Annotated in this window: 12 protein-coding genes; 2 read left to right on the plus strand and 10 right to left on the minus strand. The window is 38.5% G+C overall.

Annotated features, from left to right (window positions below; all coding sequences use genetic code 11):
- Positions 1 to 47: 47 nt before the first annotated feature.
- The gene (locus IGL32_RS11685; protein ID WP_002355061.1) at positions 48 to 1,256 is read right to left on the minus strand and encodes a pyridoxal-phosphate-dependent aminotransferase family protein; all 1,209 of its coding nucleotides are present in this window, start codon (positions 1,254 to 1,256) and stop codon (positions 48 to 50) included.
- Positions 1,257 to 1,427: 171 nt separating this feature from the next.
- Between IGL32_RS11685 and IGL32_RS11690 the strand changes: the two genes are divergently transcribed.
- The gene (locus IGL32_RS11690) at positions 1,428 to 3,053 is read left to right on the plus strand and encodes a PucR family transcriptional regulator ligand-binding domain-containing protein (RefSeq protein WP_202569312.1); all 1,626 of its coding nucleotides are present in this window, start codon (positions 1,428 to 1,430) and stop codon (positions 3,051 to 3,053) included.
- A 117-nt stretch (positions 3,054 to 3,170) separates the two neighbouring features.
- Here IGL32_RS11690 and allE read toward each other — a convergent pair whose 3' ends face one another.
- From allE to sylA, 6 genes are all read right to left on the minus strand, one after another.
- Positions 3,171 to 3,956, minus strand: a complete 786-nt coding sequence (gene allE / locus IGL32_RS11695) for a (S)-ureidoglycine aminohydrolase (RefSeq protein ID WP_002398881.1) — start codon at positions 3,954 to 3,956, stop codon at positions 3,171 to 3,173.
- A 21-nt stretch (positions 3,957 to 3,977) separates the two neighbouring features.
- Complete coding sequence (allC, locus tag IGL32_RS11700) at positions 3,978 to 5,201, minus strand: allantoate deiminase (RefSeq protein WP_156210202.1); 1,224 nt, start codon at positions 5,199 to 5,201, stop codon at positions 3,978 to 3,980.
- A 181-nt stretch (positions 5,202 to 5,382) separates the two neighbouring features.
- Positions 5,383 to 6,747: an allantoinase AllB gene (allB, locus tag IGL32_RS11705; RefSeq protein WP_156210201.1), complete on the minus strand. Its 1,365-nt coding sequence runs from the start codon at positions 6,745 to 6,747 to the stop codon at positions 5,383 to 5,385.
- Positions 6,748 to 8,244 (minus strand): allantoin permease, encoded by a 1,497-nt coding sequence (gene allW / locus IGL32_RS11710; RefSeq protein WP_104855703.1) that lies wholly within the window; start codon positions 8,242 to 8,244, stop codon positions 6,748 to 6,750.
- Positions 8,245 to 8,837: 593 nt separating this feature from the next.
- Positions 8,838 to 9,350: a GNAT family N-acetyltransferase gene (locus IGL32_RS11715; protein ID WP_156210200.1), complete on the minus strand. Its 513-nt coding sequence runs from the start codon at positions 9,348 to 9,350 to the stop codon at positions 8,838 to 8,840.
- A gap of 18 nt (positions 9,351 to 9,368) precedes the next feature.
- A complete protein-coding gene (gene sylA, locus IGL32_RS11720; protein WP_113794613.1) occupies positions 9,369 to 9,821 on the minus strand; it encodes a transcriptional regulator SylA in 453 nt (150 codons plus the stop codon).
- 192 nt (positions 9,822 to 10,013) lie between these two features.
- Between sylA and IGL32_RS11725 the strand changes: the two genes are divergently transcribed.
- Positions 10,014 to 10,706 (plus strand): hypothetical protein, encoded by a 693-nt coding sequence (locus IGL32_RS11725; protein WP_156210199.1) that lies wholly within the window; start codon positions 10,014 to 10,016, stop codon positions 10,704 to 10,706.
- A gap of 163 nt (positions 10,707 to 10,869) precedes the next feature.
- On the opposite strand, the gene IGL32_RS11730 is transcribed toward IGL32_RS11725, so the two are convergent.
- The 3 genes from IGL32_RS11730 to IGL32_RS11740 form a co-directional block, all read right to left on the minus strand.
- Positions 10,870 to 12,531 carry a SulP family inorganic anion transporter gene (locus IGL32_RS11730; protein ID WP_173963722.1) on the minus strand — a complete coding sequence of 554 codons (1,662 nt, stop codon included), beginning with the start codon at positions 12,529 to 12,531 and terminating at the stop codon, positions 10,870 to 10,872.
- Between the two features lie 120 nt (positions 12,532 to 12,651).
- Positions 12,652 to 13,323 (minus strand): glucose-6-phosphate 1-dehydrogenase family protein, encoded by a 672-nt coding sequence (locus IGL32_RS11735; RefSeq protein ID WP_156210198.1) that lies wholly within the window; start codon positions 13,321 to 13,323, stop codon positions 12,652 to 12,654.
- A 265-nt stretch (positions 13,324 to 13,588) separates the two neighbouring features.
- Positions 13,589 to 15,247 (minus strand): PucR family transcriptional regulator, encoded by a 1,659-nt coding sequence (locus IGL32_RS11740; protein WP_197080448.1) that lies wholly within the window; start codon positions 15,245 to 15,247, stop codon positions 13,589 to 13,591.
- Positions 15,248 to 15,359: the final 112 nt, after the last annotated feature.

Consider the following 15,359-nt stretch of genomic DNA (forward strand, 5'->3'; position numbering starts at 1 on the left):
AAAGCACTACGCTTTTTTACGTAGTGACCTTTGTCCTACCTTCTTTTTTAGTTTAAATACTCAGCCAATGCATGAGTACTACCGCTACCGCCTTCAAATTGATAGCCTTGGTGTTTCAATACAGTCTCAAAGGCACTTAAAAAATGCAACACATTGTCTTCGCGACTGCTGTAACCCATATTACCGACCCGCCAAATTTTTCCTTTTAAATCACCGAAGGATGAGGCAATTTCAACTTTAAAATGATCCAGTAATAAGCTTCGCACCTTTTCACCATCAATTCCTTCTGGAATGACCACAGGAATGACTGTTGGTGTTTTTGTGTCTAACTTCCCGAAAATTTCTAAGCCCATTTTTTGCAGACTTTCAACTAAAATACGATCGTTTTTCCGATGGCGTGCGTAGACATTTTCCATGCCTTCTTGAAGTAACAAGCGCAGCCCTTCATGTAGCCCATAAATCATTGTAGTCGCTTCTGTATGGTGATTTAAGCGCTCTGGTCCCCAATATTTTTCTAATTGCGATAAATCCAAGTAGTTACTTTGAATGAACCGTTCATTCCGCGCATCCGCGCCAAGCCCTAACTCTTTTTGGTAACGGCCCGCCAGATAGTCGGCCACACGTTGGTTGTAAGTAATCAAAGAAAGGCCTGAAGGTACACTGACACATTTTTGAGTGCCTGCTACCGCAATATCAATCTTCCAATCATCGACCTTTGTTTCGACACCGCCGTAAGTCGCCACCATATCTACTACGAAGAAAATTTCATTTTCCCGACAAAAGGCGCCAATTTGATCCAGCGGTTGCATTTGTGCATTCGCCGTTTCGCCGTGGACCATCGCAACAATTTTTGGTTGATGTTCTTTAATCGCTTCAATCACCGTTGTTTGCTCAAACGGTGCGAGCCAGTCCTTTTCTAAATAAATGACTTCGGCCCGGGCGCGTTCGCAAATTTCACCTAATAAATAAGCAAACCGGCCATACGCAGGCACAAGCACTTTGTCACCTGGCTCAATCAATGCAAATAACCCCGCTTCTAAGCCTGAACGTGACGTGCCATCAATGGCAAAGGCTTGTTGATTCTTTGTGGCAAAAGGTACTTTAATCATTTCCCGAACTTCGTCCATAATCTGTAGAAATTCTGGATCAAATTGCCCTAAAATTGGTTGACCCATTTGACGAAGTACCGATGGATGGGCTTCGACTGGTCCCGGCGTCATGATTGTTCGCCGTACAAAATTTGGTTGTTGATACATAGTAATCCCTCACTTCATTTTTAATTCTTCTCTTTTATTATCTTTGGAAAAACCCAGAAATTCATTGTTCAATTTGCACTATTTTGACTTTGTTTTTTAGACATATTCAATAACTATCTTTTGTACTCCTTTTTATTCTTCGCTATACTATAAAAAAAGGAGGTTGTTGTGATGAAAATATTAGCTGAGGTCTTGGCTTTACCAAGATTTTCTGACTTACAATTATTATCGTCTCACTCAAACTTAACACAGCCCTTGGAAAGTGTAGAAATCACGGAAACACCTGATGTGGCTGATTTTATCCCTAAAAATGTCATGATTTTAACAACGGCAATGATTTATAAAGATGATCAAGAAAAATTGAAACCTTTTATTGACTCGCTAAAACAAGCAGAGTGTACGGCTTTAGGAATCAAAGTTGGGCGGTTCCTTGACGAAATTTCACCAGAAATTGTTGCCTATGCCAGTGCCGTTGATTTGCCCCTGATTAAAATTCCTAGCACACAGCCACTAGGCGGGTTGTTGCATGAAATTGTTGGCTATCTTCGTGATAGCAAAACCGAACAGATGTCTGTGGCATTTGACATCCAAAAGCGTTTTTCAACATTATTAATGCAAGATGTTGATGCTACGCGTTTCATCGCTGAATTTGCGAAAATTTTAAATGCGCCAATTATTTTATTAAGTCCTAGGCAACAGGTGATTGCCCACTCGAATTATTTTTATGGCAATCAAAAATCGGCGGAGTTTTTCATCGAACAATTATCAAAAGACCACTTTCAACAATTGGCACAAGAAAAGAAAATCTTTCGTTTACAGGATGAGCGACAAGAAAACATTCAAGTAGCGGGCTTTCCAATTCGTGTGAACGATTATTTTCCCTATTATCTATTGGTCTTATCTCCTGAACAGATTCCTTATCCTATTTCTGAATTTGCCATTGATCAGGCCATTTTAGTTTTGACTTTTATGTTATTTAAAAACCAGAAAATTGCTGAATCTTTTGAGCATCTCAAAACAGACTTTTTGGACCGCTTGCTTGATACACATCAAGAAGCGCTGAGTAAACATCAAAATTGGTTGGAACTTTGGAAAAATTATCGTTTAATCAACAGTGATTATTATCAATTAGCGATTGTCTACGGCGTGACTAAACCAGAAAATGAAACCCATATTCGTTATCAGCAAGCGGAAGGGCAACTAATTTTCCAATGGCTCAAAGAACAATTGCCGGAAATCCTGCCAGATGTCGCCTTGTTTAAATTAAAAAATCAAAATAAAAGTATCTTGATTTTTCAATCTAAAAAAAATGACCATTTGATGATTTTGCAAAACCTCGCTGAACGTTTGCAACAGGCTTTGCCTATTACCATTCGCTTTGCTTTAGGCAATGCTTATGAAAACCTAGAAGATTTGCCTAATTCTTATATTGAAGCTTCTTCGACATTAGAGGCTTCTTTACACGCTCAAAAACCAGCAACTGTGCAATTGTTCCATCCCAAAGGCCTAGCTGGACTTTTTGAAAAGATTGGCACTGAAGATGTTGAATACTTTTGCCAGCAACAATTGAAAGAGTTGGCCTATCCGACGGAACCGACGTTACAAGAATTACGAAAAACCTTGAAAGTTTTTTTAGATTTCAATTGCGAAATTACTAAAACGGCCAACGCTCTTTACCTTCACAGAAACACCATTAAATATCGCATGAATCAATGTGAAAAATTATTAGGTACCTCTATTCAAGAGCCTGAGACGAGTTTACTCTTACGGGTAGCGCTGGAACTTTCAGAAAAATAATTAACAGGAAAATAGCCGAATAAAAGTAACGTCTACCAAGAAAAAGGACTCTACCGTTCACCACTGCGTGTTCAAATCCTATTGTTCCGAGGTCATTACTTTACATTCGGCTTTTCTTTATAATTCTGGTTCACGATTGGCATCTTTGGAATAAACATACATTAGCGGTTCTTCACGGCCAACCGCATAGGCTGCTTGTGGCACATAGGCACTCATGAAAATATAGTCCCCTTTTTCCACTGGATACCATTCATTGTCCAAATTGTACATCCCTTGGCCACTAATTAAATACGCACCATGCTCTTGGACATGCGTTTCAATATAGGCATGACTAGCACCTGGTTCAAAAGATAAGATATGCATATTCATATCAAAGTCAAACTCTTTCGGCAATAAACTCCAAAGTAAAACGTCTGTCATTCCTTCATATTCTTCTGGTTGTTGGTCATGAATTGACCCAACCACTTTATAAGGTTGATGGCCCGCCAACGGCTGATAGCGTTTTTTATATAAGAAAACTTCTGTGTCTGCTTCCTGTGCATTCGCTAAATACATTTTCATTTCAGGCGTAAAGTAGGCATAGCCCCCGGCTTCAAGCTCATGGGTTTCTTGACCATCTGAAACGCGCAAACGACCGTCAATGACATAAACCAACGTTTGGATCCCGTCGCCACCAAAACCGGTTGTTTGTTGACCATTTTTACGAAACGTAGCAATGTAATCCACAAATGTCGCACCTAATTTAGGCGATCCTAAAATGGAAATATCGACATTTTCAAAACCAGGTACTGCATTTTGCACCAAACCATCATGGGGAATAATGGCGTAATTGTCTTTTTTTATCACAGCTCTTGATGTTAACAATTCTTTTTGGTAACCAACTCGATTATTTTTATAACCCATCACAATTCTTCCTTTTCTATCTTATTTATACGCTAATTCATATAAGGTATCTGCTAAAAGCTTGACGCCTTCAACCAAATCTGGAAATGCCGTTGCTTCTGCTGGATTATGACTAATCCCACCAATACTTGGCACAAATATCATCGCTGTCGGGTAATGGGGCGCAATAATTTGCGAATCATGCCCAGCACCACTATGCATCATACGATACTGATACTTGCCTTCTTTAGCTTTTTGTTCAATAACTTCTACAATTGCTTGATTCATCGGTACAGGGGCTTCATCCATCCAACGGTCAATCGCAATCGTTAAGCCTAATTCTTGAGCAATTGTCTTCATCCGTTCTTCTAATTCACCTGTAAAATGTCGTAAAAAAGCAGCGTCGGTATGACGGCAGTCAATTGTAAATTCCACTTCTCCAGGCACCACGTTGACTGTATTGGGTTTCGGAATGACTTTGCCGAATGTTAAAACTAACGGATCCCCAATTTCGTTCGCACGATCAATGGCTTCTGCACAAATTTTAGCAAAGCCGTACACTGCATCATGACGGTAACTCATTGGCGTAGTACCTGCATGATTGGCTTGCCCTTTTAAGTTAACCGTGTAGCGACGTTGCCCTACAATACTATGAACAACACCGACTTGGAGCTTTTCGTTCTCTAAAATATTGCCTTGTTCAATATGAATTTCGACAAATGCTTCAATGTCCTCACGTCTAGTTTGCTCTTGCCGAAAATCAAAGCCTTGGCGATGCATCTCATCAACAAACTTTTTACCTTCGTTGTCAGAGATGTCGACTACTTCTTCACATTTGGCTTCACCAACGACATTTTTGCTTCCCCAGAAAACCGTTGGAAAACGACTCCCTTCTTCTTCAGCCATGGAAAGCACTTCTAAAGAACGCCGTGGTTTCCCATATTTGTCTAATAAATATTGAACAGCCGTCATGGAAGCAATAACACCATATTGACCATCTAAGGTCCCACCATTAACTACTGTGTCGATATGTGACCCAGTTAAAATCGTTTCCTGAGGAAATTCCGTTCCTGCCACTCGACAAAACAGATTCCCAACTTCGTCAAATTGCGTTTCCAGTCCAAACGCCTCAGTTTGGCTTTGCACATACTTTTGTGCTGCCAACCACGAATCTGTATAAAGTAAGCGTGTCATCCCTCCAGCAGGATCACTCCCAATTGCTGACAACTCTTCGATTCTTTGTCTTAAAACTTTTTCCAAGTCCATCACAAAACCTCCTGACTGATTACACTCTAATTGTAAACGTTTCCCTAGTTATCTTCATTGTACTTATCAAACAAAATTAAGCCTTTTTTTGTGCGAAACAACCAACGAACATCCTCTAACTCGTGGACAGAGGCGCTAATTCAATTACGCTTCTGTCCCTTTCCATTTCTAAAATAGGTGTTTAATTTTTGATAAATACGCCGTTAAACGCCTCGGTTACCCCAGTTTCTTGTGCGTAAATTGTTTCGCCTCTTAAAATTGTTTGAATCACTTGGGCCCCAATTTCACGACCAATGTAAGGACTAATTTTATTTCGATATTCTAAATCTTCTGCTTTTAAGATATACGGTGCATTAGGTTTAATTAGTACAAAATCGGCATCCTTACCAATGCTGATGCGGCCCTTTTGTGCTAAGTGATAACGGTCAGCTGGGTTTGCTGCAATCATACCCGCGAATTGTTTCAAGGATAAACCACGTTTTTGGACGGCTTCATCGAATAACACGTCGACGTTATTTTGAACACCAGAAATGCCGCCCCAAGCTTCAAAAGCATTGGTTGTATCTTTTAAGTCTGGCGTACAAGGAGAATGGTCAGAGGTTACAAACGCGATGCCGCCTGTTTGCACGTGGTTCCATAAGGCGGCTTGTTGGTCCGCGTCACGAATCGGCGGCGAACATTTGACAACTGGACCAATGGCATCAAGTTCATCCGTGGTAAAATATAAATAATGCGTACATGTTTCACAAGTCACATCTACCCCTTCTGCTTGGGCTTTCAAAACTTCTTCCACGCCTTCTTGACAAGCCACATGACAAATATGAATCCGACAACCTGTTTCTTTGGCAAATAAAATGGCTTTTTGAATCGCTTCAACTTCGGTAAACACAGGACGTGTAGCTACATATGCTGCTAAAGTCGTTTCGCCATTTTGATAAGCTAACGCGCCTAATTTATCCGTAATTGGCGCATTTTCTGCATGGATTGCTAGCACTTTGCCAGTCTTAGCAACTTGTTTCATTCCTTCATATAGTGAATAATCGTCGACATTTTGAAAATCTCCTTCAATTGAACGATCGCCGCACGTTCCTAAAAAGCATTTATAGCCGGAAACGCCTCCTTCATCAAGTTCCTGAATCCCACCAGCCAAGTTGGTCGGGACCACGCCGCCAAATGACCCTACATCTACTTTTAGTTTATTTTCTCCTGCCTTGTATTTGATCTCAAGAGAGGTCTTATCCACAGTTGCTGGAATCTGATTTAAAGGCATTTCCATAAAGGTCGTCACGCCCCCTTTGGCACAAGCGGCCGTTCCTGTGACATACCCTTCCCATTCATCGCGGTAACCACCACCAGGATCGGTAATATGAACATGGGCATCCACCATCCCAGGACTAACGACTAAACCCGTCGCATCAATCACACGTTCTCCTGACAAGTCTTGCCCAATCGCTACGATTTTTCCTCCTTGAACGGCGACATCCGTAATGACTTCTCCAGTTTCTAAAATAACTAACCCGTTTTTAATCACTAACTCTGCTTGCATTTATTTTCCCTCCTGATAAGCTGTTTCTTTCACTTTTTTTGAATCCCAAGTCCATTTTTTTAACACTAAGTACAGCACAAAACCTGTGGTAAAGCCCACAAACCACGAAATATCAGCAATGATTTTAACCTGTGGAATAAATTGACCACTTAAGGAAAGAACCAACGCCAGAATAGTAGCAACATACGCCGGCTTGTTTAATCCGTAAAAAGGATTGGCTTCCTCTTTTTTGTGTTTATCTACGTATAAAGCATTTAAATCAATTTGTTGCTTTTGAACAAAATAATAATTCGCAATCATCACGCCAGCGACTGGTCCTAAAACAGCTCCAATTGCGTTCAGAAAAATAAAAATACTATCGGCGTTTTCCATCAGTTTCCAAGGCATAATGAGAAAGCTGATAACACTGGCAATCATGACGCCTTTTTTATACGTCATTTTTTTAGGAAACAGTGCTGCCAATTGATAACCTGCCGGAATGATGTTCCCTGTTGCATTCGTTGAAATAGTCGTTAATAAGAAAACTGACATGGCTAAGACCACCACCGCCACATTATCTAAACGATCAATAATGTTTAAAATATTCCATTCTTGAATCCCAAAATACAGCGAACCACCTAACAGAATAACCACACTGGAAAAAGCGAAAATCCCATAACCAACAACTAAACCTGCTGTTTGCCCCACAACCTGAGCACGTGTCGAGCGCGCATTCTTAGTAAAATCCGCCACACTCGCACCAGGCGCTGACCAAACGGCCACAACCGAGTTAAAAATAATCAGATACGCCACAAGTGGATTGACTGAACGAATCGCACCAGAAACTTGATAGGACAAAATTGGTGTTAAACCGCCCCCAGCTCGAATGGCCCAAATCGTTAATCCAATAATAACGACATAAATCAACGGACTTAAAATGGCGGTAAACCGGTTCAAAATTTTGCTACCACCGAAACCTATTGCCACATTTAAGAGCCAGAAAAGAGTAAACGCCATTAATTCAGGTAGCCTGAGACCAAAAAACTGGAATGACCCACCAATTTGTAAAAAGTTCGGCCAAAATTTCCCGAGAATAATTAATAAAGCGAGCGATCCTGTAAACGTTTGCAGACCAAACCAAGCAATCGCGGCCACACAACCTCTTAAGAACCCTGGCAGTTTTGCCCCGAGACTGCCGTAAGTAGACTGTAAGTGCATCGCAAAAGGAATGCCATATTTAGAGCCAGCCCCGCCATTTAAATTCATGAAAGTTGCTACAATGAATGAGCTTAACACAACTGCCAGCATAACTTGCAGCGGCGATAAACCTAAGAAAATAAAGCCGCCCACTGCTGCATAATTCGGGATATTATGAATCGAACCCATCCATAATGTAAAAAAATTGCGCGCGCCCATCGTCCGTTGTTTCGGGCTACTTGGCAACAAATCCTCATTGTAGCCACGTGCTTTCATCGCTGTTTCTTCTTGAGCTGTTACTTGAGACACATTTTTCTCCACGACAAACTCTCCTTTTTATTAAAAATTTTTTTCTATTAAAACACCCTGCCTTCTCTTTTTTGTCACTTTTGCACAAACATGCGTACTACTCTCATCACACAAATTGTAAGCGCTTTTTATAACAACAATCATTAGTTACCCCAACTAAATAACAAACGATTCTTTGTTCACTTTGAACGAAAAAATAGCAACCTTTTTTATATCGCCCTCTCACTCTAGAAAGTAAGAAACAAATCTTTTTATTCACATATTATGTACAACTTCTCTTTTCAAATACTAAAATACGCTTATTATTAAAAATGACATAAATAAATTATACATTTAAATGAAATCCAACACAACATTTTTTAATCAAACACACACAAAACAGATAAACTGAAGTGGATTTTCAGGAAGAGACCCATCCTGAAAAAAGACACTGACAAAAGAGTTTTCTCACAAGATCGACAACTTTTCACAGATTCAAAATCTTCTTTTTCAATTTTTACGTTTTAAAAAATAACATTTTGAAAATAAAAAATGCTTAATTTTAATCAAAAAAATAAACAAAGATTTCTGATTTTATCAGAAATCTTTGTTTCTAAATTTTCTTGCTATAATTCCTTTAACAAAATAAAATCCGTCTGTTCATCGTCTCCCATAAAAAATGAATGTTGACTGTAATAGCGGTAGCCAATCGTTTTATAAAATGCCCGCGCCGCATCATTGTGTTCCCAGACACCTAGCCACAGTGCTTTTTTACCAAATTCACGAGCTTTTTCTTCCGCCAGTTCTAACAATTGTGTTCCCAGCTTCTTTCCTTTAAACGCAGGCAAAATATACAATCGCTCAACCTCGAGCTTTTCTGACCCCATCGGTTCCGTTTGTGCCATCTCACGATTTAATTTCATGTAGCCAGCCAATTGATTATCGACCAAGATAAAATAAAAGTCAGAGTGGGGATTAGCTAATTCCTTTTGTAATTTTTCTAAATTGTAGGCTTCTACTAAATAGGCTTGCATATTTTCTGGCGTATTGTACGGTCCAAAAGTATCTGTATATGTTTCAATGCTGATTTCTTGTAACACTGGTGCATCCTCTATTGTTAATTGTTTTATTTCTCCCATCGACCAGTCGTCCTTTCCTTAATAATTTCGTGTGTTCCCTTTTTTGACAAATTCCCAATCTTCGCTGACATTTTTACGCATCTGGACTAAGTACTCTGCCAATTGTGAAATTTCCACTTCTGACAAGCCTTGCAAAGCCACTTGATTCGAGTGTTGATTTTCGCGCACAATGATTGGATAAACGTTTTTCCCTTTTTCTGTGGCATAAATCCGCTTAATTTTTTTGTTGCTTGCATCTTCTTGACGATAAATAAAGCCTTGTTCTTCCAAACGCTTAATCGCCCGCGCCGCTGTGGTTCGATCAACTTTAATCAGTTCGGCGATCTTTTCTTGGATAATCCCAGGATTTTCACAGACCCTGACCAAATAAAGATATTGTCCTCGTGTTAAAGATAATTCCTTAAATTCAATATTACTGATTGAATCTAAGGCCCGCGCAATCATGCCAATTTCTCTTAAAATATCTGTCACTAGGACACTTCCTTTCGCTAATATTTTATGATTGTCATTACTTTAACTTATTTTTGTTGCAAATGCAACAAAAATAAGTATAAAAACTACAGATTTAAACAATTGGAGCATTCATGAAAATAAAATAATTATTCCTTTTGTTATATTAACAAGTACGATAAAATTAGTTATAGCGTCTATAGGAGGAATAGTATGAAAAAATTAGTTTGTGTTATTTTAGTTATTTTTTTAACAGGTTGTAGTTCTCAGAAAGCGAATGAACCTAAAAAACAAGAAAATTCTACTAATAGAACAACATCAATGAAAAGCAGTACTAATCATTACAGTTCTAGCACAGAAACAAGCTCTAGTAATAAACTAAAAGAAACTTCTGAAAGTTCCAGCACCACTCAAACTTCGGCAAAGTCTAAAAATGAAGTATCTACAAATGTCGAAGAAGCAAATTCTTTAGAAGCAACACCTTATGCTGTCGATCTTAGTAGTTTAAACAATCCACTCGTATTTAATTTTAAAGGAATGAATGTGCCAACTTCAATTACGTTAGAGAACTTAAATTCAACACCAATTGCTACCTTCCGAACTAAATTGTTTGGGGCTGAAAATGGTCAAGTGAAAGAAGCCATTAATAAATATGACCTATCTATAAATACAATTCCTACAAAAGAGATTAGAATATTTTCAGCGGGCGATAACAGTATTCGCACCGTTAAAGTAAATACAGAGTTAATTTTAGGAACTAATATTTCTTCAAACGATGAACAAAATAGATCGGGCACTTTATACTTATTCAACAATAAAAATGGTTCAATATCTTTAATCACTCCTAACTACGCAGGCAATGTTACGGATGATCAAAAAGACGTTATGCTAGAAGTAATTCAATAAATAACCAAAAAAATAATAAAGAGAAAACTTCATACTTAGAAGTTTTCTCTTTATTATTTTTTAGGAACTTCTCTAGAAACTTGTTTTAGTCCCCACTTATTTTTCTTATTTCTTCACCCATTAAGCCCGCAATAGAAAATAGAACATTTTATTTGAAAATGACTTATTGTTCTGCAATATGCACCGTTTGTAAAAATTCTGCGACTGAGAAATGGTATTCTTTCTCTTGATTTCCTTGAATGGTTTGAATCATTTTTTCAACTTCTGGTTGCAGAGCGGCAAATTGAACTTGTTGTCCGCGACCTTCTGCTGCGAGACAAAATTCTTCTAAAATATCTAACGCCGTACTATCAATGCTAGGAACTCCTCGCATTGAAAATACTACACCACTTTTTGTTTCCAATTGTAGTAACGTTTGTTTCAATCGTTCAGAAGACATGAAAAATAACGGGCCACTCAAATAAACCACCACCCAATTTTCCGTACAATCGGTCGGTACTAGCCCCATTCTTGACCAATCAACTTCCTCGACATTAATCGTAATCACGGCACTTTTCGCAATGAAAAACAGGCAACCCGCTAAGACCCCTAAAACAATCGCTAAACTCAAGTCAAAAATAACGGTCGCTATCATCGTTAAAAAGAATAAACATAAGGCTGTGTGGAAACGTTTCTGGAAGAATTCTTTAATCACCGACCATTCATTCATTCGCCACGCTGTCACCACTAAAACACCAGCTAATGCAGGCATGGGAATTTTAGACATGACTGGCGATAAAAGCAACATCGATAACAATAAAAAGACTGCATGAAAAATACCCGCTAAACGTGTTTGCGCACCAGATTTAATTACTACGCTCGTGCGGGCAATCGCTGCCGTCGCAGGCACGCCACCGAAAAATGGCAAAATTAAGTTGCCAATTCCTTGTGCCACTAGTTCCTGATTACTGTCTAATGGTTTCCCTGTCATGCGACCAGCCGAAGCGCCACAAAGCAAACTTTCAATCATACCTAACATAGCAATGCTAATCGAAGGCACCAAAATATCCTGAAACGCACTTAATTGAAGCGAACCAAGTTCCAAACGTGTATCACTAAAAATACTTGTCGGAATTTTCCCTACAGTGGCCACTGGCAGTTGAAAAACCACTGTTGCTAACGTAGCTAAAATAATCATCACCAATGAAGCTGGTATCATCGCATTCCACTTTTTCGGAAAGAACACTAATCCAAGCACCACTAAAATCGACATCACCGTCGTTGGTATACTTAAATCAAAGCCCAATGAACGATAACTGCTGATTTTCTCAATTAAATTGTGTCCTTCTGAACGAACCCCAAAGAAATTATCAAGCTGCCCCAACGCAATAATAATAGCAATTCCTGAAGTAAACCCGGTAATGACCGGTGACGGAATAAAAGAAGTCAAGCTCCCTAAACGCAAAATCCCTGCCAAAAGCAAGAAAATTCCCGCCAAAAAGGTGGCCAATAAAATCCCTTGCATACCATGCACTGCCGCAATTGACATTAAAATAGCTGCCATCGCACCTGTTGGTCCTGAAATTTGATAAAACCCACCCGAAAGGCTTCCAATCACAATTCCAGCGATAATCGCCGTGATCATGCCAGCTGCTGCAGTGGCGCCGCTGGAGACCCCAAACGCTAACGCTAACGGCAACGCGACGGCTGCGACAGTCAAACCTGCCAAGAAATCTTTTTTCAATTTTTTTTGATTATACCCTTTAAATTCATCCCTTATCATTTGTGTGTACTTTTTAAACATTCGCATCCTCTTTTCATGAAATTTCCATTCTAAAGATATCATATTTTCGGAAAGATAATAAGGTGTTTTGTGAAGGAAATCGCAATTTTTTTTCGTCTTCTCTCCATTATTAATGAGTTAATTGTTGATGACTAGAAGAAAAAAACTTCTCTGATCAATAAATCAATCAAAGAAGTTTTTTTCTTCATGTAATGCCACGTACAGAGGTGCTAATTCTTGAAGCGCCTGACAACTTTTTTCTTCAATCGTTTCAAGCTTTTCTGTCGCAAACCACAACTTACCAATCTGAAAGGAGCGATTGCCTATCCGCTCTTCTAGAATTTTCCGCTGCTTTTCATCTGCTAAATAATCTTTTAAAGGCAAATGGTCCACTAGTTCATGCTCCTCCTGCGGCCAAATATAATAGCCTTCGCAGTCGATGGTTTGACTCCAAGCTTCTAAACGATTAAGCAATTGATTGTAAGCGACGACTGAGCCTGCCCGCTCCTCACTTTTGTAATGTTGAAACATCAAATATACTTGAAATTGCTTTTTATTTAATAACAACGCCAGACAAGCATTTTCCGCTTGGCGTTGCTCACTGCGATACGCAGCCCAGAAATGACTGCGTAAATTCCAGCCGTTGGTCCAGCTTTCGATTTTCGGCTTAGTGATGCCGAGTTCAGCTGATAAACTTTGGGCGATGACGAGGTTTAAGGCTTTCCACTTTTCCCAATGTTGCTTGTAGACTTGCTTTAAGGCATCGATTTCTGCTGATGTTTGTTGCTCTTTGAGTTGTTTGAATGTGAAGATTTCTCGGTTGAATAGGTTGAAGTCTTGATGGGTTAGGTTCATTTTTGGGCTTCTTTCTAGGGTGTATTTTGTTAAAATTATTTATTGTATCATGATGTAATTTTTGCTGATATATAAAACAGATAGTGTATAGAGACGATTGGGAACAGTGTAAGTGTAATGAAATACCCTAACTTTTTCAATAAAAAATGGCATCTTTTCAATAAAGATGCCATTTTTTATTGATTAAATTATTCTTCTTGTATAATCGTTTCTTTTAGCTATATATATATTCCATTAAATTAAAAACCGCCACTTATATTGCTTCTTAAGTTCCCACAAACAACGCCACTTCCAACGCCAACAAGTCCACTTCCTTATCAAAATCCAACAGCACTAGCTGTTCAATTTTCTCCAATCGTTGTAACAAAGTATTACGATGAATAAAGAGCTTTTTGGCTGTTTGAGACAAGTTTCGTTTTGATTGAAAATAGACATTCAGTGTATGGACAAAGTCGGTATGTTGCTGTTGATCACTTTTCTGCAATGGTTGAAGATATTTTTTTCTGAGGGTTGCTTGTCCTTCTTCTAAAAAATAACGTTGTAGTGTCTGTCTAAAATGAAAATTCGCGTAGGAAGCAATCCTCATTTCAGGTTTTTCTGCAACGAATTGACGTTGAAAGGCTAAAATGTCAATCGCTTGTTGATAAGATTCATGAATCTGGGTCAGACCTTGAATCTTAGGTCCTATTGTTAGGAAAAGTTCCACATCTTCTTGTACTTTCATTAACTGATTTATGCTGCTTTTTGCTAGGCGTTGCATCATTTTCAGATAATCGCCTTCTTTTTCAGGTGGATCTTCAACTAATAAAATAAAGGAACTACCAATTTCAATACAAACAATTTTTTGTTTATCCCCTAAGATAACTTGGTTTAACTGGTTACCTAAAATAGACATTTTTTCTTGCCTTTGGCGTTCATTTAAGGTTAATGAAATTAGCAAAATCGCATAGGGCTTATCTATTGTCAAGCGATAATACTGTTGAAATTGTTGGAAAACAGCTTGATCCCTCTTTTCATGCGCAATCAGCTTAAAAAATAATTCGTTTCGTTGTTGGTATTCTTCAAATTTCCGTGAGTATTCCAATTGCAATTGTAAAAGTAAGTAATGAGCTGTGATTTTAAAATGAGCCACGTCGACTGGTCGTAATGGGGCCAAGGTGTTCCAGACGAGTAAATAATATAAAATAACATTTTTCTTTTTAATTGGATAAATTTCAATTGGCACCACTTGGTTCTGGAGTTTCAACTGTAAATGAATCGGTTCTTGATAAAAGCGTAGTAATGGATGACTTTGTTCCAGCAATTGTTTTTGGAACTCTGAGGTTTCTTGTCTATCTTCTAAAATGCTAGAAATACGAATTGGGTTTTTAGGCAAGTCAAAAAAATTAACTCCTTCAAAGTGGTCATTCAATAACAAGACAGGATTTTGAATGGTTTCTGCTAGATCCTGCAGCAAATGAAAACTGCTACTTCCCGTTTCTAAGATTTGATAAATTTTATTATGCAATGCGGTTTCTTGCGCATTCATGTCAAATTGTTCTAACGTGACACGACTTTTCAACACGTCAGCAATTTGCGAAAAGGTGTAGTTGTAAGGAATTGCTAAAATAGGTACATTCATTTCATTTGCTAGTTTGATTAGGTCTGGTGGAACTTCTTCAAAATAACGTTGGGTTTTAAATCCTAAGGCAGCACAATGGTGTTTGGCTAGTTCTTTCAAAAAATTTTTCTGTAATTTCCGATCATCTTTAAATATGTACCCTGTCGTTAACAGCAGCTCACCTGCTGTTAGCCAATCTAAAATATCAGGATTTTCTAAAATATTGACTTTTAAAATCGGTTGGTCCTGATTTTTATGTCCTGCCACTAAGGTAATGCCAGGTAATTCTTCTAACGTTAATAAATCACTCACTTTTAACATCATTTATCCTCCCAATGTACAAATTGTCCATTCAAACTTGTAAATCAATGTCATTTTTAGCAATTGTTTAGCGTGCTGGATTCTTTTATTATGAATTCGTGAAAGCGCTATTAAA

The organism is Enterococcus sp. AZ035 (assembly GCF_050548325.1).
Taxonomy (GTDB): Bacteria; Bacillota; Bacilli; order Lactobacillales; family Enterococcaceae; genus Enterococcus; species Enterococcus faecalis.